A 17607-nucleotide genomic window follows, 5' to 3' on the forward strand; every position below is an offset into this window, starting at 1 on the left:
CTTATGACAAGACGCATCGACATTGTGGAAGTGGGGCCTCGCGACGGGCTGCAGAATGATCCGGCCAATCTGACTACGTCGCAGAAACTCGAATTCATTTCCCGGCTGGAAGAGTGCGGTGTGCGCCGCATGGAGTCCGGCAGCTTTGTCTCACCAAAGGCTGTGCCAAAAATGGCGGACTCGGCCGAAGTATTCATGGGCCTCGACCGCAGCAAGCCGACGCGTCACATCGCGCTGGCCCTCAACGAGAAGGGCGTGCGCCGCGCCATCGATGCAAAGGCGGACGAGATCAATTTCGTTCTGGTCGCGGGCGAGACATTCGGAAAGCGCAATCAGGGCATGAGTCCGTCCGAGAGCGGCGACATGCTGGCCCAATGCGCGCCCCTCATCCTTGACGCGGGCATTCCGTTTTCCGCCACGATCTCGGTGGCGTTTGGCGATCCGTTTGACGGCGAGGTAGACCCTGCGGTGGTGGCGAACCTTGCTGCCCGGGCGCAGAGAGCCGGTGTTGGAGAGCTCGCGCTGGGCGACACGATCGGCGTGGCGACGCCCTGGCAGGTGAAGGCGCTGACAGAGCGGGTGCGGCTCGAAGCGCCTGACGTTTTCCTGCGCATGCACTTCCATGACACGCGCGGCGCGGCGCTCGCCAATGTGGCTGCCGCGATCGATGAAGGGGTCGACGTGATCGATGCGAGCTGCGGCGGCATTGGCGGCTGTCCGTTTGCGCCAGCGGCGACGGGTAATGTCGCGACCGAAGATGTGGTCTACATGCTTGAGCGGTCGGGGTTCGAGACAGGACTCGATCTCGGCAAGCTCATCGAAACGGCAAAATGGCTGGAGACCGTCCTCGGACATCCGGTGAGTTCGAGCCTCAGCAAGGCGGGTGGCTTTCCTGGCTAGGTCGTAGGGTCCGTCACGCGGCCAAGAAATACCACCATGCCTGTCTCATTGTCTTTGATGACGAAGAGAAACGGATGATCCGCGTGAAAGCGGATGGGGAGTGGCGCATTTACCTGCGCGCTGACGGTGACTGTCATCCTTGCGGCCGTCGCCGCGGCGGCTTCCGTCCCGTCTTCATCTATCTTTACGAAGACCTTGTGATCAACCTCATCAAGCTTAAGGCGCATGGGTGTGAAGCAAGGGTCGACAGGATTGTCGGTTGGGCTGGCGATGCCATCAAAATTGGCTCCGTTAGAAAAAGCCAGCGGCATTCCCAGCACAGCAAGCGAACCCCCTAATGCGACCGAGGCATCGAATTCGAGCTTCGGAAGTTTAAGATCGACAAGCGAGTTTTCACCCTGTGAGAGCTGGGCCAGCCACCGGTCCAGCTTTTCGCCGTTCAGCTGCCTTTCAAGGCGAGGCAGACCGCGCTCGCTATCCGGCAGAAGGACAACCATGCTTAACCGATTGCCCTTGTAAGGCAGCTGGACTGCCTGAAACTCGCTCGTCTTGAGGTATTTGGCGCGAATGTCCATCGACATTAATTGAGCGATTACCTCGCTACCTTCGGCGGTGGTAAAGGTCGCATCTCTTGTGCTTCTCGCCGAAAATGGCGTTGCCCAGTTTGCATCGAGATAGACCGTGTTAACGAGGACCATTCGTGTGCACGGCTTGATGCCACCTGTCGGAATCAGATTTTGAATGCGGTCTTCGGTCTTGTCCTCGACCCAGGCGTTGATGTGTTGGCGCGACTTTTCAGGTTCGCCGCGAAGGTCCAGTCGCTCCAGCGGCGCTTTGTAGATGTTCTTCATCTGCGATTCGAAGGCATTCTCAACGATCACTGGCTTATCTACAAAGACTCGATTGTTTATCTTGAGGGTCTGGCCGTCCGCGTCAGTCTGCAGACCAAATAGCACGCTGGCCATCGAAGCATGCAGTGTCTCTGGCGGCAGATCGAAATTCAGCACATTAGCCATTTCAGCCTCGGTCTCGCCGCGTGCGCCGGCATAGGTCATGGCGAGGGCGGCCGAAATGCTGGCGGGCGAAACAGCGAAGTTGGTGACAGTCTTGCCTGCTTTCGCCGCCTCTTGTTCCGCTGCTTCCAGACCCGCCCGGTAAATATTCACACCGAATTCGGAATTTCCAGAGACGATGCTCTGCGTCTCCAGCGGCGTATTATAGGGCAAGGGTGAAGTGGCGCAGGCAGACAGCGCCAAGGCAAGCGCGCAAGCTGGTGTAGATTTAATGGACATAAGTGAACTCCGGGCAGGCTTGAGCTTCAACTAGAGCGTTCGCCCATAAGGAGTTATGAAGTGTCTGTACTCAATTTCAGATAGTTTTTCTTCAAGCCACTGGCCGCCAGCCTTCGGGCGCCATCTCGAAGCCCGAAAACTCAAAACCTGGCGCGACGAAGCAGCTGACCAGGGTCCATGCGCCCAGCGTTTCGGCGGTCTGCCAGTGATTCTTCGGAACGACGCATTGCGGGCGCTGGCCAGACCGAAGATCAGGGCCGAGTGTGGTTGAAGCTGCGCCTTTTCCGTCCGGCGGTGAAAGGGTCAGCGAGAGAGGGCCGCCGGCATGCCAGGCCCAGACCTCGTCTGCGTCGACGCGGTGCCATGCAGAGACTTCATCAGCCTGGAGAAGATAGTAGATGGTTGTGCAGGCGGCGCGTTCTTTGCCGTCCGAGCGATAGATTTCGGCATAATGTCCGCCCTCAGGATGGGGTTTGAGGCCGAGCAGGCGGATGATTTCATTCGCACCAAGATCGCCGGACACCGCATTCACCGCTCAGAAATTATCCTTGCGCGAGCGAATTTCAGCGAAGGTGGCGACAGGGTCACCGGGATGTCCCATGGCAGACTGCATGGCCGGATCATCGGCGCGCAGAAAGGGATTGGCATCAAGTTCGCGGGCAATGGTGGTGGGAACTGTCCAGTCGCCGCGCTGGCGCTTGGCCGTCACCTCGTCTGCATAGGCGCGCAGGGCCAGGTTCTCGGGATCAACCGACAGGGCGAACTTTGCATTCGCGGCGGTATATTCATGCGCGCAGTAGATCACGGTTTCCGGCGGCAGGGATTTCAGGCGAGACAGGCTCGTCCACATCATTTTCGGGTTGCCCTCGAAGACGCGGCCGCAGCCAAGGGCAAACAGTGCATCGCCGACGAAAGCCATTCGTGCATCCGGAATGTGATAGGCAATATGCCCAAGCGTGTGGCCCGGCACGTCGAGGACCTTCACGGACCAGTCGCCAAGCTGCACACCATCCCCCCCTTGCAGCGGTGCATCGATTCCCGGAATTTTTTCCGCCTCTCCCGCGGGCCCGAAGACCCGGCAACCGGTCGTTTCCTTGATCCTGAGGTTGCCGCCAGCATGGTCGGGATGCCAGTGCGTGTTCCAGATCGCCGTGATGGTCCAGCCGAGCCGCTCGGCTTCATCCAGATATTTGTCGCCATCGGGCGTATCTATGGCTGCCGTTTCGCCGCTATCGCGGTCATGAACCAGAAAGCCGTAATTATCGTTCAGGCAGGGGAATTGGTGTACATCAATCATGACCCTATTTAACGCCATGAAGCCATATTGGAACAAGGGACTGAATGCGACTGTCGGCCAAAGACCTGGAAGCGTTCTATGCCAGCCGGCTCGGCGAGGCCGCTCAATTCCTGATGCTGAAACGCCTCGGAGACCTCTGGGGTGACTGCAAGGGCCTGAACATGCTCGGCATGGGCTATGCCCGTCCGCTGCTCACCGGATATGGAGAGAGCACCAGGTCCTGCATTGCAGCCACGCCGCAGCTTGGCGAAGAAACCTGGTGGGCAGCCACCGACCGTGGCATCTCAACCTGCCTCGCAGAAGAAGATCGCCTGCCCTTCCCCGATGGCAGTTTCGACCGGATTATCCTGTTGCATGCTGTCGAGGAGGCCGACAGCCCGCGCGCTGTGTTGCGCGAGGCGTGGCGACTGCTCGCGCCGGAAGGCCGGATGCTGGTTACGGTGGCCAACCGCAAGAGCAGCTGGTCACTCGTCGAAGGCACGCCTTTTGGCCATGGCCGCCCATGGACGCGCCGACAGCTGATCGCCTATCTCAATGATCACCTGCTGCAGGTCACAGCGAGTACGACGGCTGTCCATTTGCCGCCCATCAAGTTTGGATTCATGGTGTCCGGCGCGGAAGGGTGGGAGAAAGTTGGGCAGATTTTCGCGCCGGGCCTTGGCGGAGTTGTCATGGTCGAGGCGGTCAAGCGAATGTATGCCAAACCGGGTAGCGGTGCCGTTGCGCCCGTCACTGCGCTAGCCAAGGGGCGCAAAGGTGTGGCAGAACTGCCTAGAAAAGAGGCAGAGGTGAAATGCGTTGAAAAACGCGGGAAAACACGCGTTGACCCCGCAGAACAGGCACGCTCAATTAAAGACGTTGAACAATGGGAGGCTTAGGGGCCATGAAATTGATAACCGCCATCTTCAAGCCAAGCCGGCTTGATGCCGTCATAGATGCACTCAGCGAGGCTGGTGTCGCCGGTCTCACGGTTTCCGAGGTGCGAGGCTACGGCCGTCAGCAAGGCAAGACCGAAGTCTATCGCGGCGCAGAATACGAAGTTCGCCTTCTGCCAAAGGTCAAGGTTGAAGTGGCCTGTGCGGGTGCCGATGTGGACCGCCTGGTTGAAGCGATCATCGGCGCTGCCAATACCGGCACGATTGGCGATGGCAAGATTTTCGTCTCTGGCCTCGACTCGGTGACCCGTATCCGCACGGGCGAGAAGAACGAGCAAGCGCTCGGCGGTTAAGTCAAAGCGCAGTCCTTCGCGGACGCGCAGAAAGCCGGTCGGGGGTCAGGGCCCGGCCGGCTTTTTCATGCCCGGCGCAGATGAAGGATGACTTCGTCGGCGCCCCAGTTGAGGCGGGAGAGACCCGAATCCCTAAAGGCACCGACCCTGCCGTCCCTGACTGAAGCCATGGCGACCGTTTCCAGTCCGAGTGCAGAGCAGAGCTCGACCATATCGCGCGCCGTTGAGGGGTGAAGCGCGGCTTCGTCATGCCAGAGTCGATGACCGGGCATGCGACCCGACGAAAAAAGCGAGAGCCGACGGCTCCACAGACCGTAATTGCGGAAAGACACGATGACGTCAGGTGCGATGCGTGCCAGTTCCTGGAGCACCATGTCTGGCCGGCGCATGTGCTGGATCGCCTTTGACAGGATCGCAAAGTCGAAGCCGTTTTCCGGAAAGACTTCCAGGTCACTGTCGGCGTCGCCCTGGATCACCGACAGGCCGCGCGACATCGCAGTTCCCGCCAGCTCTCCCGATAGCTCAAGCCCGCGGGCGCGAACGCTGCGCTTCTCGACCAGCAGGGCCAGCAGGTCGCCATTGCCGCATCCGACGTCCAGCACGCGGGCGCCTTCGGGCACACGTTCGGCGATGGCCTTGTGGTCGGCACGAGAGGAAACTTGCCGTGTCATCAGATTCCCCGCTTGCCTGCATTCACCTTGAGGAACCCTGCCAGCGCGTCCTCAAACAGAGGCTCTTCGAGGAAGAAGGCGTCGTGACCATTATCGGTCTCGATCTCAAGATAGCTGACTTCCGCCCCGGCAGCAGCAAGTGCGCGAGTAATTTCCCGCGTGGTTGATGGCGGATAGTGCCAGTCCGACGAGAAAGAGAAGAGGCAGAAGCGCACAGGCGTGTCGACAAAGGCATCTGCGAGCCGCCCGTCATGACGCGCAGCCAGGTCATAATAATCCATGGCGCGTGTCACATAGAGGTAGGAGTTGGCGTCGAACCGGTCGACGAAAGAATGGCCCTGATAACGCAAATAGGATTCCACCTGGAAATCGGCGTCAAAGCTGAAGCTGGTCTGTTCGCGGTCCTGCAGGCCCCGATCGAACTTTCGCTTCAGGGCCTCTTCGGACACATAGGTGATGTGCGCCGCCATGCGCGCGATGGCGAGCCCGCGTGAAGGTCGCTTGTCCTGGGCGAGGTACTGGCCATCACACCAGTCCGGGTCGGCCATGATCGACTGGCGACCGACTTCATAGAAGGCAATGTTCTGCGCAGAATGACGCGCGGCGGTGGCGATCGGGATCGCCGTGAACACCCGTTCCGGCACCTGCACGGCCCAGTCGAGCACCTGCATGCCGCCCATCGAGCCGCCAATGACAGAGAAGAGCGTGTCTATGCCCAGAGTGTCGATGAAGGCGATCTGCGCGCGGACCATGTCGCTGATGGTGATGACCGGAAAGCGCGTGCCCCAGGGCTTGCCATCTGGCGCATCGGAGGCTGGACCCGTTGTGCCCATGCAGCCGCCCAGCACATTGGTCGCAATGACGTGGAAGCGGTCTGTATCGATGGGCAGGCCCGGGCCAATCATGCGGCTCCACCAGGGCGGACGCCCCGTCACGAGGTTTGCACTCGCGGCGAACTGGTCCCCGGTCAGCGCGTGACAAATGAGAATGGCGTTCGATTTTTCGGCGTTGAGTTCGCCCCAGCATTCATAGGCAATGCGCACGCCGTCCAGCTGCTCTCCACAATCGAGTGGGAGTGGCTTGTCCAGCGTCAGGTGTTTCACTTCGCTGATCGGGAGTGTGTGCCGGTCTGACATCGCGCCCTGAGGTGTCTGCAGCGCGGTGCGAAGTCAAGCCCAATCAGGCGGTTGCTGGCGCATGAAGGCTTGTCTCTCGCGGTGCCAGACTCATTGCCTGACTTGATTTTCCGTCCGTCTTTGATCACGAGGAGGTCAAGTTGAGGAGCAGGACACATGACCGGGCCAAAACCGCTTGCGAATATTCTCGAGATCACGCCGTACAAGGGCGGGCAGAAACTCGAGCATGGCTGGAAGTTGTCGTCGAATGAGAACCCGCTGGGCTGCAGTCCGGCGGCGCGTGAGGCGCTTGCGAAGACTGCTGAACACCTTGAAATCTACCCGGACGGGTCTGCGCTGAAGCTGCGTGAGGCCATTGGCAAGAAATACGGCATCGACCCGGACCGTGTCGTTTGCGGGGCTGGATCGGACGAAATCTTCCAGCTGCTGGGCCGCGCCTATCTTTCTCCGGGGGATGAGATCATCCAGTCGGAACACGGCTTTCTCGTCTACCGTCTGGTCGCGCAGCAATCAGGCGCAAAATGCATCAGCGCCCCGGAGCAGGATCTGAAAGCCGATGTCGATGCCATCCTGGCGCGCGTGACCGACCGGACAAAAATCGTGTTCCTCGCCAATCCGAACAACCCGACAGGTAGCTATATTCCCTTCGACGAGGTGAAGCGCCTGCATGCCGGCCTGCGCGAAGATGTCCTGCTGGTGCTGGACGGAGCGTATGCCGAATACGTGCAGAAGAATGACTATGCCGCAGGTATGGAGCTCGCCGGTGAAGCGCCAAACGTGCTGGTCACCCGTACCTTCTCGAAAATTCATGGCCTGGCCGGGCTGCGTATTGGCTGGGCCTATGGCCCGGAAAGCGTGATCGATGCCATTCACCGCGTGCGCGGACCGTTCAATACGACATCGGTCGCGCAAGCGGCAGCCGTCGCTGCGCTTGGCGACGATGCCTTCGTCACAGGCTCTGTCGAGCACAACAATTCTGAGCTCGACCGCGTCGGCCCGGCACTCCAGAAGCTGGGCTTCAAGGTTTACCCCAGCGTTGGCAACTTCCTGCTCATCGAGTTTGAAGACCGCGAGGGTCGGCGCGCCGCGGATGCCGATGCATTCCTGCGCGCGCGCGGTATCGTGATCCGTGACATGAACGCCTATGGTCTGCCGAAATGTTTGCGTCTGTCTATCGGCACGAAAGAGGCCAATGATGACGTGCTGGCGGCGTTTGAAGCCTTTGCCAAGGCTGGCTGACCGTGACAGGCGCGACCTTTGAAGAAATTGCCATTGTCGGCATTGGCCTGATTGGCTCCTCGCTCGCGCGCGCCGCGAAGGAGACCGGCGCTGCCTCGAAGGTCAGCCTTTATGACAGGAGCGAGGCGGTGCGCGACACTGCGTCGTCGCTCGGCCTTGGCGACGTTTCCGATAGCCTGGCCGAGACATGCCGGTCTGCCGACTGCGTTCTCCTCTGTGTGCCCGTCGGGGCCATCGAGGAAACCATGCGGGACATCGCGCCACATCTGAAGCCCGGCGCCATCATGACGGATGTCGGCTCGGTGAAGGAAAGCGCGCTCAACGCCATGCAGGCGCACTGCCCGGCGCATGTGCACCTCATTCCTGGCCATCCGATTGCAGGAACGGAAAAATCTGGTCCGAAGGCAGGGTTTGCGAGCCTGTTCCGTGGGGCCTGGCACATCCTGACACCCATCCCGCAGCAGGACGAGGCTTATAATGGTGCGGTCGACCGGCTCGCGGCATTCTGGGAGCGGCTTGGCGCCCGGGTCGAGATCATGGATGCTGCGCGCCATGACCGCGTGCTTGCCATCACGTCTCACCTGCCACACCTGATCGCCTACAATATCGTCTCGACAGCCTATGACATGGAGAGTGTCGGTGAGGGCGAGGTGGTAAAGTATTCCGCCGGCGGTTTTCGCGACTTCACGCGTATCGCGGCTTCTGACCCGACCATGTGGCGCGACGTGTTCCTGAATAACAAGGACGCTGTTCTGGAAACACTCGGCCGGTTCAGCGAGGACCTCGCAGCCCTCCAGCGGGCCATCCGATGGGGCGATGGTGACATGCTGATGCGCGAGTTTGAACGGGCACGCGGCATCCGCAAGGCGATCATTGAAGCCGGCCAGGATACGGACGAGACCAATTTCGGTCGGAATGCTCCGGACAAGAAAGACTGACGCGCAGAGCGGTGGGGCAGACGCTGTCCCCACAATGCGTCCGCCCCCGCGCGCCTTCTGCTGCGCGATCGCGAGGCCAGCGCCTGCTGCAAGAGCGAAAAAAGGCAGCAGGGCGGCGCGAAGCCGCACAGCGCCACCTTTGGCTCAGGGGAAGAAGGCCAGGGCGCTGATCGTGGCAAATTAGGCCGGATGATCTGAACAGGCGCGGGGTATGCGCGTTGCTTCCTGTTCATGCTGTATTTGGGTAAGACGTGTTACCTGACAGTGACAAAACATGAGAGGTTGCCCCCATGATCAGAACTGCAACGGCCCTTGCTCTTCTCGCCGCCGGTCTTGCGGCCTGCACGACAGCGAAGCCATACGGGCCCGCCACGTCTGCGACGGCGCAGGGCTATCTTGTGCAACCGATCGAGACCAATCGCTACCGCGTTTCCTATACGGCGCTTTCGCCGGAAGACGCGCGCCGCTTCGCGCTGCGCCGGGCCGCTGAAGTGACAGTCGAGCAGGGCGCCGAATGGTTTCGCGTGGTGTCCAGTTATACCGACCAGGATGTTTCACGGTCCGGTGGCTCATCGGTCTCGGTCGGCGGTTCGTCCGGCGGTGGCTATTCCGGCGTCGGCGTTGGCGTGGGAATCGGCCTGCCTTTGGGGGGTGGAACGTCCAAGACAACTGAAAGCCTCGAGATCATCACCGGGTCCGGACCCAAGCCTGACGAGCCCAATGCCTATGATGCAAGTTCGGTTCTGGTGAACACTGCAGGTTATTAGGCCGGGATTTCCTTGCCGGCCCAGTCGAAGACCTTCCCCGTATCGGCGGGTGACAGCCGCTCGATCACGTCGAGCAGGTAGCTGGCTGACTGTTTGGCACTGAACAGCCTGTCTTCGGGGACATTCGACTGGAAGGGCTTTGAAAGGCCCGTATCCACTGTGCCGGGATGCAGGCCGACGCACACCGCCTGATCATTCCTGCGTGCCCACTCGATCGCGAAATTACGGATCAGCATGTTGAGGGCCGCCTTGGACGCCCGGTAGGCATGCCAGCCACCAAGGCCATTGTCGCTGATCGAGCCGACGCGGGCTGAAAGCGCGGCGAAGATCGCCCGCCGGTCGGTGGGCATGATGGGCAGGAAGTGCTTGGCGATGAGGGCAGGGCCGAATGTGCTTATATCGAACACGCGCCGATAGGCCTGAAGCTCCTGATGGCGCCAGCTCTTTTCCGGCTGGGTTTCGCCATCGGAAAGAAACCCCGTTGAGATGAGAACAAGGTCCGGGGTGCCCGCCTCCGCGATCCTGTCTGCCGCCGCCTTGATGCTGGCTTCATCCAGCAGGTCGAGATAGCCAGGAACGACGCCGGATGGCCAGTCGCCCGTCTTGCGTCTCGACAGGGCGTAAATGGTCCCGGACTTGCTGTTCCTGGCAAGAGCAAGCGTGAGGGCGCGGCCAATTCCGCCACTGGCACCAATGACAATTGCTGACATGGGGACGAAAGTAGTGCGTCAGACAGACAGGCCCAGCCCCATTGGTCCGACCATCTTCAGCTGCGAGCTTCGCAATGCCGGATTTTCGGCCTGATCCATTCGGACATGGATGGTACCTCTGGCCGGACTCGAACCGGCACTCTGTTGCCAGAAACGGATTTTGAATCCGTCGCGTCTACCAATTCCGCCACAGAGGCACTCGGATGGAAGGCATGCTCCTGCCCGAAGTGGAAAGTTGCGTCAATCATCTCGACCAGTCGAGAAAAGCGAGATAGGCGATTGTCATGAGCGAACAGATCACGCCGCATACCTTTCTGCAGTCGATAGAGCGCATGGCGGAAGAGGCGCCTGAGGAAGGTTTTTCCCTGCGCCATATCTTCGACAGGCTGGACGAGCGTGCATTCGGCGCAGCGCTGTTCATTCTGGCGCTGCCTTGCTGCATTCCGTTTCTCTACGGGGTGCCGCAGGTCGTCTCCCTGCCGATGATGGCGCTGGCGGCGCAGATGGTGGCTGGCCGGGAAGAACCCTGGCTGCCGGAGAAGTTCGCTAAACGCATGATCGACAAGAAGGGCCTAACCCGAACTGCCCAAGGCGGACGGAAATGGTTTGGCTGGCTGGAAAAAATTGCCAAGCCGCGCCTGACTTTCATCCTCGGACATCGCGGTGAGCGGATCATCGGCCTGTTTCTCGTCTTCTTCTGCGCATCGATCCTGGTGCCGCTGCCGTCGACGAATACGGTTCCTGGTATCGGTGTTGCTATCGTCGCCTTCGGCCTCATGGCGCGCGATGGAATCCTTGTCATTCTCGGCTCAATCATCGGGACCGCATGGATTGCGACCCTGATCACGCTGGTCGCGCTTGGCATCCGGACTGTCACAGGTTCGTGACAAGCCGCGCTTGAACGCCGCATTGCGCCATGTTCTCGCCTTGGTCATTGTCCAGCTAATCAGACGACCAAGATTTGGACATTAGGGACGAATGACCGCAATTCTGGCTCCTGCTTTCCAGACATGGCGTTGGCCGCTGATCGCACTTGTGGCCTCGCTTGCAATGCTCGCTTCGGCGCATGCGTTTGAGCGCCTCGCCTATTTCCTGCCGTGCCAGCTCTGCCTGCGCCAGCGGGAGGTTTACTGGGCCGCGGCAACTATGGCTGTGACCGGGCTCGCGCTTTGGAATTTCAGGCAGAACCGGCGTTTTCTCGTCGCCTTCAACGTAATGCTGGCGTTAGTTTTTCTGACGGGGGCCGTCGTTGCGATTTATCATTCCGGCGTCGAGTGGCGCTGGTGGCCAGCGCCGACTGGCTGCACGGACGGGCCGGTCGATGTGATGAATCTCGACTTTGACGCGCTAGATGAGAGAACGGCGACAGCCTCCTGCCTCGACGCACCCTTCCGCATTCTCGGCCTATCCATGGCGGGGTGGAATGCGATCGTGTCGCTCGGGCTGTCCGGGCTGAGCTTCGTGGCAGCGACCAAGGCGCTGCCGAAGGATATCGCCTAGAAGCCGAACTCCATTGCGGCCCATGCGAAGACCAGGCTGCCCATGGCCGCGACCGTCGCGCCCAGCCGCATGGGCTTGAACCAGGCCGGCAGGCTGGCCGATGACCAGTCCCATGCAAGCTGTGCGAGGAACAGGGCCGCAAGAGCGAGGTACCAATAGGCGGCAGGCTGCAGGATGATGGCGAAGGGAAGGATCACCCAGCCGAGCAGGGCGGGCAGGACGGAAAGGAGCAGCGTTGTGCTGTCCGGCGGTCCTTCGCCAAGTGAGACGCCCCAGCGGATCCCGCCAAGGAAACTGAGAATGACGGCCGCATAGGTCTGCAGCCACAGGCCTGCTGTCGCATTTGTCGGCGCTTCGAGCGTCGCGGTTGCAACAGAAAAGCCAAGGAACGGAATGGCGCCGGCCGCTGTCAGGATGAGCGCTGTGCGACGGTAGGAGGCTGGGGTGTCGGTCATGGGTCTGAATATGGGCGCAATGGTCTGTCGGTCCAGCGTTCCCGACCTGTTTGTGAACAAGACCTTGCCCGATAGCGTGAATGTGAACCGGTACATTCATGTGGCGTAAATCGTGAAAGTATACACGTCTGCAATGCCTCGCCGCCTGATCGCCCTCCTCATTTCCGGCATTGCCATCGTGTTCGCCTTCGGCGCGCTGACAGCGATCCGCTGGCCGAGCATCATGATGTTTCTCAGCCTGTTCTTTCACCCTGATCCGTCGATGGGGCTCGACAATATCAACTGGCGCGAACTCGGCTTTGTATACGGTGCACCCTATTTCCTCGCGGCACTTTGCTTTTATGCGTCTTCAATCTGCGTGTCTGCCAGACGCAAGGGGTCGATAATCTGGTATGTAATGGGGTGCGTGTCCGCATCTCCCAGCTTCTACCTGGTCGATTTTGAAGAAGGCTGGTGGCGTAACCCAAGCGGCCCCGAAGGCATGGTGGCCGGCGGAACCGTCATGGTAATCCTTCTGGCGATTGCCGTGGTGCTGCTTCGTCGCCGCCCGGCCCTTCCGGCTGAGAGCGGCGAGATTGAGGACGGCGCGAATGTGCAGCTTACCAAGGAACAGTTCGAAGCCCTGATGGCGCGAACCGAAGGGGGGGCGCAGCCGGCCGCAGAGCCGGTTCGCAAACCCCGCTACCGCCAGCCCGTTCCAGCCGCCATTGCACGGCAACGTGCACATTTTGCTGCACAGGGCCGGCGGATGAGAGCCCGGCGTGGGCACTGATTTGCTACCTTAAAAGCGCTAATCTCGGCGGGTTTGTTCACAAAGTCTTGAGGACATGCCGATAGCCTGACCGTCAGTCTTGCTGCCCGGGAGCGACTCAAGATGAATATCCGTCAGTGCTGCGGCTTCGGCCTCGGGCTCCTTGGTACCTGGTTCATGTGGCAGGTTGGCGTTGGCCTCGCACACTTCATTCACTCGACCTACAATGTGACGATCCCCGCCGCCCTTATGGACCCGGCTGTGACCCTGCGGATATCGTCTGCGCTGGCCGCGTTCCTGGCTGGACTGGCCGCGCTGACCGAGCGCAAGGGCGGGGCCTGGCTCGCGGGTCTGTCGACCTTCATGTTCGCCTGTGTTGCGCTCGGCGTCCTGCAGGGCCGTCACGACATTTCGGTCTGGCGGGATGATTATCTCTCCCTGTCGATCCTCACCATTCTGTTCCTCGCACTTGTGGTGCTTCGTCGAAATAGCGATGAGATCGATCAGCCCATGCACGACCCCGTCGAAGCATCCTGACCGGCAGGACTTGCCCGCCACGGCGGCTTGGCATACCCCAACTCTGGCAATCTGATGGCCCGCAGATAGCGCACGGGAGGGTGTTCCATGCTGATCAGGCGTCTTGCCGGAGTCGTCGGGATCGTCGTCGCAGCCTGGATGCTGTGGGAAACGGTCAATCCGGTCATGCGACAGATTTCATTCGGTTCCGACTTTGGGACAGAGCTTCTGAACCCGCCGACCACACTGCTTCGCTTCATCGCCACGCCTCTCATGATCATTGGCGGGGTCGCTGCGGCACTTAACGTTCGGGGGGGAGCCTACCTGTTCACGGCAGGGGCATTGGTCTTTGCAGTGCTCACCGGAGCGTTGGTCGGATCGAGGGCAGATTATACGCTGTGGCGTGACGAAGCCGTGCTTGCCCCCTTCCTGATGGTGATCTGCGGCGTGCTTGTGTTCACCCATCGAAATTGACGCGGAACGCGCATTGATTTCGCCACATCAGTGCTTAGGTTCGCGGCGGACAAATCACTCAAGACCGTATAGGCGGAAATTTCATGGCAGACACATATGACGTCGTCATCATCGGAGGCGGCCCCGGCGGCTATAATTGCGCGATCCGCGCGGGCCAGTTGGGCCTCAAGACGGCGATCATCGAAAAGCGCGGCAAGCTGGGCGGCACCTGCCTGAATGTCGGCTGCATTCCGTCCAAGGCGCTGCTGCACGCCTCAGAACTGTTCGACGCGGCCAAGAACCAGTTCGCGGGTCTCGGCATCAAGACCGGTAAGGTCGAGCTCGATCTGAAAGCCATGATGGGCCAGAAGGATGATGCGGTCGAAGGTCTGACCCAGGGCGTCGAGTTTCTGATGAAAAAGAACAAGGTCGACTACATCAAGGGGTTCGGAAAGATCACCGGGCCCGGCAAGGTCGAGGTCGACGGCAAGACGCTGACCACGAAGAACATCGTCATCGCGACAGGCTCCGAACCATCCACCCTCCCGAACATCGAGATCGATGAGGAACGCGTCGTCACCAATACAGGCGCCTTGGCGCTGAAAGAGGTGCCGAAAAAGCTGATCCTTATCGGCGCAGGCGTCATTGGCCTGGAGCTTGGTTCGGTCTGGTCGCGCCTTGGCTCCGAAGTGACGGTCATCGAATATCTCGACCGGATCATGCCGGGCGCCGACAATGAGATCGCCAAGGAAGCCCAGCGTGTGTTCAAGAAGCAGGGGCTCGAATTCCGCCTCGGAATGAAGGTGACCGGTGTCGAGAAGCTGAAAACCAAGCTCAAGCTCTCCATGGAGCCTGCCAAGGGCGGCGATCAGGAAGTGCTCGAAGCCGATGCCGTCATCGTTGCTGTCGGCCGCCGGCCCTACACTGAAGGTCTTGGTCTTGAGGTTGTGGGCGGCAAGACTGACAAGCGCGGTGTCATTGAAACAACCGATCACTTCAAGGTCGCAGAGGGTGTCTGGGCGATCGGTGACTGCATTGCCGGCCCGATGCTGGCCCACAAGGCCGAGGATGATGGCGCAGCCGTCGCCGAACTGATCGCCGGCAAGGCGGGCCATGTCGATTATGACCTGGTCCCGTCTGTGGTCTACACCAATCCCGAGATCGCCTGGGTCGGCAAGACCGAGGAGCAACTGAAGGAAGCGGGCATCGAATACAAGAAGGGCAAGTTCCCCTTCCAGGCCAATTCCCGCGCCCGCACCAATCACGAGACCATTGGGTTCGTGAAGATCCTCGCCGATGCGAAGACAGACCGCATTCTCGGCGCGCACATGATGGGCGTCGGCGTGGGCGAGATGATCCACGAGATCTGCGTCGCGATGGAGTTCGGTGCGGCGTCTGAAGACGTTGCCCGCACCTGCCATGCCCACCCGACCCTGTCCGAGGCCGTCCGTCAGGCGGCGATGGGCGTCGAAGGCTGGACCATGCAGATGTAGGCTGGCGCGCCCCGCCCCCGGGCGAGCAACGGCACTGGACTTTCTCGCTGGTCGCGTGAAAGCTTGGTGGGTTGATTTCGAGTACACGGGTGGGAGGCCTTGTCATGCTGAAACTGGTCAAGGCGACCCTTCTGGGCGTGTGCATGGCGGGCGTAGCGCAAGCCCAGTTCCTCGACGTGACACCGGTGCCGGAGGCCGAATGGGCAGAGCCGGGCAGCGTGACCTACCTGCAGAATGAGCGCGCCAAGATGCTTTACGCGTCCGGTCAGTATGAAGAGGCGCGCTCGATCTGGGAGAGCCTCGTCAGCTATGGCAATCTAGAGGCGCACAACAATCTCGGTGTCTACTACCGCGAAGGCAAGGCCGGTCCCGCCGATTATGAGAAGGCAGTGGCGCTCTGGCAGGTGGCTGCAGAACAGAACTTCGCCCCGTCGCTGATGAACCTCGCCTGGCTCTACAGCAGCGGCTATCCCGGCCATCCGGCGGACAAGCAAAAGGCCTTCGAAACCTTCGTGGTGGCCGGACGCGCAGGCGAAGACCTCGGTGCCTATACAGCCGCGCAGATGGCCTTCAATGGCGAGGGCATCGCCTCCAGTTTCGCGGACGGCCACAGGCTGCTGATCCTTGCCGCAGACCTTGGAAACGCCAATGCCTTTATCACTATGGGCAAGTTCGATGAGCTTGGCCTCAACCCCGACGGAGACCTTCTGTCTGCGCGCGACTGGTATGAGAAGGCCGATGCGATGGGTCACCCCATGGCGTCCGATGCACTGGCCGCCCTGCCGCCGCTCGATATCGACTTTGCGACCACGCTGATGCGCGAGGGACGGCACGTCGAGGCGCGAAACCTCGCCTACCGTCTCTGCTGGGAGCAGAACGACCCGTATGCCTGCGAGATGCAGGGGCGATACGACCTGCTCGGCGCGGACGGGGTCTACCGCGATTATGTCAGCGCGGCGATGTCGCTGGAGCGGGCCTGCAATGTGAATGTCGCCGATGCCTGCGTGAACTTTGCCCATGCGGTGGCTGAAGGCAGCCAGCTCGCGCCGGAAAAGTTCAGCCAGTTGCAGTTCAGGAAGGCTGAAAACAGTTATGCCGCTGCCTGCGACCATGAGCAGAATTACAATGCCTGCGCGGGTGTCGTCTTCTTCAACTATTATCCCTATTTCGGCCTGAACAGCCGCGAGCGGGTGATGAAATATGGCGCGCGTGGCTGCATCAATGGTGGCAATCAGTTTGCCTGCGATGTCTGGATGCCGATGTTTAACGCGTCGGTGCCTGCCGTGCCGCGTGAACGGTCAAACTCAGGCTTCGGCAACTTCCTGGGCAATACGTTGACGGCGATGGTTGGTGGACTCGCCGCCGGGACCGAGGCGTACAATTCCGGCAATATAGGCTCAAGCGGATATTCAGGGTCCAGCTATTCCAGCGCCAGCACCAGCCAGTCCTCTGCCGCCAGCATGCGGGACTTCAACCAGTATCTCAATTCCGTGAAGTCGATCGGCACGGCTTATTCCGCGCCCTGCCCGCCGAGCAATCCTTACTGCTGACAACAAAAAAGCCGGACGGTTTCCCGCCCGGCTTGAAATGCTTGAAAGCAAAAAGCCTTACTCGGCCTTCTCTTCTTCTGCTGCTTCAGCCTCTGCCTCGACAGGAGCTTCTTCTTCAGCAGGTGCGTTCTTGGCTTCTTCAGCGGCTTTCTTGGCCTCTTCTTCAGCTTCCTTGCGAGCGGCTTCCTTGTCAGCCTTCTCCTGGATGCGTTCTTTCGCCTTCGTGCCTGGCTCACCCTTGTTCGGGTTGTTGCCGTGCTCCCAGGCGACGACTGGCTTGCCGTCAACTTCGATCTGGCTCAGGAAGCGGGCCACGCGGTCGGTCGGCTTTGCGCCTTTGGCGACCCATTCGGCAGCTTTCTCGCCGTCGATATTGACGCGGTTTTCGCTGTCTTTTGGCTGGCGCGGATCATAGGTGCCGATCTTCTCGATGTAACGGCCATCGCGCGGGGCGCGGCTGTCAGCGACGACAACGCGGTAGAAGGGGCGTTTCTTGGACCCGCCGCGGGCGAGCCGGATTTTGAGAGCCATGGTGTATCTCCTTAAGTGTCTTATGGCGTCTTCTGGATAATGCTCGTGGCTGATCGCCGGCTGAAGCCAGCGGCCACTGCGCCTTCGCCTTGCTCGTGAGGATCAAGACGGAGGCGTATTCCTTTGCCGCCGGTCCCTGCGAAGGCAGGGACCCATGGTGCATCCTTGAAAGTGGCACAA

Annotated in this window: 21 protein-coding genes and 1 tRNA gene; 13 read left to right on the forward strand and 9 right to left on the reverse strand. The window is 60.5% G+C overall.

The features are described 5' to 3' along the window. Positions 1-3 precede the first annotated feature (3 nt). A complete protein-coding gene (locus B8746_RS07170; RefSeq protein ID WP_084392918.1) occupies positions 4-900 on the forward strand; it encodes a hydroxymethylglutaryl-CoA lyase in 897 nt (298 codons plus the stop codon). On the opposite strand, the gene B8746_RS07175 is transcribed toward B8746_RS07170, so the two are convergent. The 3 genes from B8746_RS07175 to gloB all read right to left on the reverse strand — a co-directional run bounded on the left by B8746_RS07175 (position 897) and on the right by gloB (position 3489). Further along, positions 897-2222: a serpin family protein gene (locus B8746_RS07175; RefSeq protein WP_143434546.1), complete on the reverse strand. Its 1326-nt coding sequence runs from the start codon at positions 2220-2222 to the stop codon at positions 897-899. The genes B8746_RS07170 and B8746_RS07175 overlap by 4 nt on opposite strands. 61 nt (positions 2223-2283) lie before the next feature. After that, complete coding sequence (locus tag B8746_RS07180; protein ID WP_084392920.1) at positions 2284-2724, reverse strand: cupin domain-containing protein; 441 nt, start codon at positions 2722-2724, stop codon at positions 2284-2286. Between the two features lie 3 nt (positions 2725-2727). After that, complete coding sequence (gloB, locus tag B8746_RS07185; RefSeq protein WP_084392921.1) at positions 2728-3489, reverse strand: hydroxyacylglutathione hydrolase; 762 nt, start codon at positions 3487-3489, stop codon at positions 2728-2730. Between the two features lie 44 nt (positions 3490-3533). Between gloB and B8746_RS07190 the strand changes: the two genes are divergently transcribed. Together B8746_RS07190 and B8746_RS07195 are read left to right on the forward strand one after the other, a co-directional pair. Next, positions 3534-4367, forward strand: a complete 834-nt coding sequence (locus tag B8746_RS07190; protein WP_084392922.1) for a class I SAM-dependent methyltransferase — start codon at positions 3534-3536, stop codon at positions 4365-4367. A 5-nt stretch (positions 4368-4372) separates the two neighbouring features. Beyond that, a complete protein-coding gene (locus B8746_RS07195) occupies positions 4373-4717 on the forward strand; it encodes a P-II family nitrogen regulator (protein ID WP_084392923.1) in 345 nt (114 codons plus the stop codon). Positions 4718-4782: 65 nt separating this feature from the next. Here the strand turns inward: B8746_RS07195 and B8746_RS07200 are convergent, their stop codons facing one another. Together B8746_RS07200 and metX are read right to left on the reverse strand one after the other, a co-directional pair. Beyond that, the gene (locus tag B8746_RS07200) at positions 4783-5388 is read right to left on the reverse strand and encodes a methionine biosynthesis protein MetW (protein ID WP_084392924.1); all 606 of its coding nucleotides are present in this window, start codon (positions 5386-5388) and stop codon (positions 4783-4785) included. Continuing rightward, complete coding sequence (metX, locus tag B8746_RS07205) at positions 5388-6524, reverse strand: homoserine O-acetyltransferase MetX (protein WP_084392925.1); 1137 nt, start codon at positions 6522-6524, stop codon at positions 5388-5390. The genes B8746_RS07200 and metX overlap by 1 nt, the downstream gene beginning before the upstream one ends. Positions 6525-6680: 156 nt before the next feature. On the opposite strand from metX, the gene hisC reads away from it, so the two are divergent. The 3 genes from hisC to B8746_RS07220 all read left to right on the forward strand — a co-directional run bounded on the left by hisC (position 6681) and on the right by B8746_RS07220 (position 9468). Next, positions 6681-7763, forward strand: coding sequence for a histidinol-phosphate transaminase (gene hisC, locus B8746_RS07210; protein ID WP_084392926.1), 1083 nt, complete (start codon positions 6681-6683; stop codon positions 7761-7763). Positions 7764-7765: 2 nt separating this feature from the next. After that, positions 7766-8701, forward strand: a complete 936-nt coding sequence (locus tag B8746_RS07215; RefSeq protein ID WP_084392927.1) for a prephenate/arogenate dehydrogenase family protein — start codon at positions 7766-7768, stop codon at positions 8699-8701. 290 nt (positions 8702-8991) lie between these two features. Next, positions 8992-9468 (forward strand): CC0125/CC1285 family lipoprotein, encoded by a 477-nt coding sequence (locus B8746_RS07220; protein WP_084392928.1) that lies wholly within the window; start codon positions 8992-8994, stop codon positions 9466-9468. On the opposite strand, the gene B8746_RS07225 is transcribed toward B8746_RS07220, so the two are convergent. Next, positions 9465-10178, reverse strand: a complete 714-nt coding sequence (locus B8746_RS07225) for an SDR family NAD(P)-dependent oxidoreductase (protein WP_084392929.1) — start codon at positions 10176-10178, stop codon at positions 9465-9467. The genes B8746_RS07220 and B8746_RS07225 overlap by 4 nt on opposite strands. Positions 10179-10288: 110 nt before the next feature. Further along, positions 10289-10375: transfer RNA gene (locus B8746_RS07230), tRNA-Leu, on the reverse strand. Positions 10376-10462: 87 nt separating this feature from the next. On the opposite strand from B8746_RS07230, the gene B8746_RS07235 reads away from it, so the two are divergent. Then, positions 10463-11065: an exopolysaccharide biosynthesis protein gene (locus B8746_RS07235; protein ID WP_084392930.1), complete on the forward strand. Its 603-nt coding sequence runs from the start codon at positions 10463-10465 to the stop codon at positions 11063-11065. Between the two features lie 91 nt (positions 11066-11156). Beyond that, complete coding sequence (locus B8746_RS07240) at positions 11157-11678, forward strand: disulfide bond formation protein B (protein WP_084392931.1); 522 nt, start codon at positions 11157-11159, stop codon at positions 11676-11678. Here B8746_RS07240 and B8746_RS07245 read toward each other — a convergent pair. Continuing rightward, the gene (locus B8746_RS07245) at positions 11675-12133 is read right to left on the reverse strand and encodes a DUF3429 domain-containing protein (RefSeq protein WP_158084558.1); all 459 of its coding nucleotides are present in this window, start codon (positions 12131-12133) and stop codon (positions 11675-11677) included. The genes B8746_RS07240 and B8746_RS07245 overlap by 4 nt on opposite strands. 112 nt (positions 12134-12245) lie before the next feature. Between B8746_RS07245 and B8746_RS07250 the strand changes: the two genes are divergently transcribed. The 5 genes from B8746_RS07250 to B8746_RS07270 all read left to right on the forward strand — a co-directional run bounded on the left by B8746_RS07250 (position 12246) and on the right by B8746_RS07270 (position 16896). Beyond that, on the forward strand, positions 12246-12905 hold the full coding sequence (locus B8746_RS07250; protein ID WP_143434547.1) for a hypothetical protein: 660 nt from the start codon (positions 12246-12248) through the stop codon (positions 12903-12905). A gap of 102 nt (positions 12906-13007) precedes the next feature. Continuing rightward, positions 13008-13421, forward strand: a complete 414-nt coding sequence (locus B8746_RS07255; protein ID WP_084392934.1) for a hypothetical protein — start codon at positions 13008-13010, stop codon at positions 13419-13421. An 87-nt stretch (positions 13422-13508) separates the two neighbouring features. Then, positions 13509-13874 carry a hypothetical protein gene (locus B8746_RS07260; protein ID WP_084392935.1) on the forward strand — a complete coding sequence of 122 codons (366 nt, stop codon included), beginning with the start codon at positions 13509-13511 and terminating at the stop codon, positions 13872-13874. An 83-nt stretch (positions 13875-13957) separates the two neighbouring features. Further along, positions 13958-15346 carry a dihydrolipoyl dehydrogenase gene (lpdA, locus tag B8746_RS07265; RefSeq protein WP_084392936.1) on the forward strand — a complete coding sequence of 463 codons (1389 nt, stop codon included), beginning with the start codon at positions 13958-13960 and terminating at the stop codon, positions 15344-15346. Positions 15347-15450: 104 nt separating this feature from the next. Beyond that, on the forward strand, positions 15451-16896 hold the full coding sequence (locus B8746_RS07270; RefSeq protein ID WP_084392937.1) for a tetratricopeptide repeat protein: 1446 nt from the start codon (positions 15451-15453) through the stop codon (positions 16894-16896). Positions 16897-16953: 57 nt separating this feature from the next. Here the strand turns inward: B8746_RS07270 and rpsP are convergent, their stop codons facing one another. After that, positions 16954-17427 carry a 30S ribosomal protein S16 gene (gene rpsP, locus B8746_RS17595; protein ID WP_084392938.1) on the reverse strand — a complete coding sequence of 158 codons (474 nt, stop codon included), beginning with the start codon at positions 17425-17427 and terminating at the stop codon, positions 16954-16956. Between the last annotated feature and the right edge of the window lie 180 nt (positions 17428-17607).

It is taken from the genome of Henriciella pelagia (genome assembly GCF_002088945.1).
Lineage (GTDB): Bacteria > Pseudomonadota > Alphaproteobacteria > Caulobacterales > Hyphomonadaceae > Henriciella > Henriciella pelagia.

Bases quoted from the DNA above. Each gene is read 5' to 3' on its own strand.
- metX (WP_084392925.1), bottom strand. From the start codon at position 6,524: ATGTCAGACCGGCACACACTCCCGATCAGCGAAGTGAAACACCTGACG.
- B8746_RS07190 (WP_084392922.1), top strand. From the start codon at position 3,534: ATGCGACTGTCGGCCAAAGACCTGGAAGCGTTCTATGCCAGCCGGCTC.
- B8746_RS07255 (WP_084392934.1), top strand. From the start codon at position 13,008: ATGAATATCCGTCAGTGCTGCGGCTTCGGCCTCGGGCTCCTTGGTACC.
- B8746_RS07235 (WP_084392930.1), top strand. From the start codon at position 10,463: ATGAGCGAACAGATCACGCCGCATACCTTTCTGCAGTCGATAGAGCGC.
- B8746_RS07240 (WP_084392931.1), top strand. From the start codon at position 11,157: ATGACCGCAATTCTGGCTCCTGCTTTCCAGACATGGCGTTGGCCGCTG.
- B8746_RS07195 (WP_084392923.1), top strand. From the start codon at position 4,373: ATGAAATTGATAACCGCCATCTTCAAGCCAAGCCGGCTTGATGCCGTC.
- B8746_RS07245 (WP_158084558.1), bottom strand. From the start codon at position 12,133: ATGACCGACACCCCAGCCTCCTACCGTCGCACAGCGCTCATCCTGACA.
- B8746_RS07220 (WP_084392928.1), top strand. From the start codon at position 8,992: ATGATCAGAACTGCAACGGCCCTTGCTCTTCTCGCCGCCGGTCTTGCG.
- B8746_RS07200 (WP_084392924.1), bottom strand. From the start codon at position 5,388: ATGACACGGCAAGTTTCCTCTCGTGCCGACCACAAGGCCATCGCCGAA.
- gloB (WP_084392921.1), bottom strand. From the start codon at position 3,489: ATGATTGATGTACACCAATTCCCCTGCCTGAACGATAATTACGGCTTT.
- rpsP (WP_084392938.1), bottom strand. From the start codon at position 17,427: ATGGCTCTCAAAATCCGGCTCGCCCGCGGCGGGTCCAAGAAACGCCCC.
- hisC (WP_084392926.1), top strand. From the start codon at position 6,681: ATGACCGGGCCAAAACCGCTTGCGAATATTCTCGAGATCACGCCGTAC.
- lpdA (WP_084392936.1), top strand. From the start codon at position 13,958: ATGGCAGACACATATGACGTCGTCATCATCGGAGGCGGCCCCGGCGGC.
- B8746_RS07170 (WP_084392918.1), top strand. From the start codon at position 4: ATGACAAGACGCATCGACATTGTGGAAGTGGGGCCTCGCGACGGGCTG.
- B8746_RS07270 (WP_084392937.1), top strand. From the start codon at position 15,451: ATGCTGAAACTGGTCAAGGCGACCCTTCTGGGCGTGTGCATGGCGGGC.
- B8746_RS07260 (WP_084392935.1), top strand. From the start codon at position 13,509: ATGCTGATCAGGCGTCTTGCCGGAGTCGTCGGGATCGTCGTCGCAGCC.
- B8746_RS07225 (WP_084392929.1), bottom strand. From the start codon at position 10,178: ATGTCAGCAATTGTCATTGGTGCCAGTGGCGGAATTGGCCGCGCCCTC.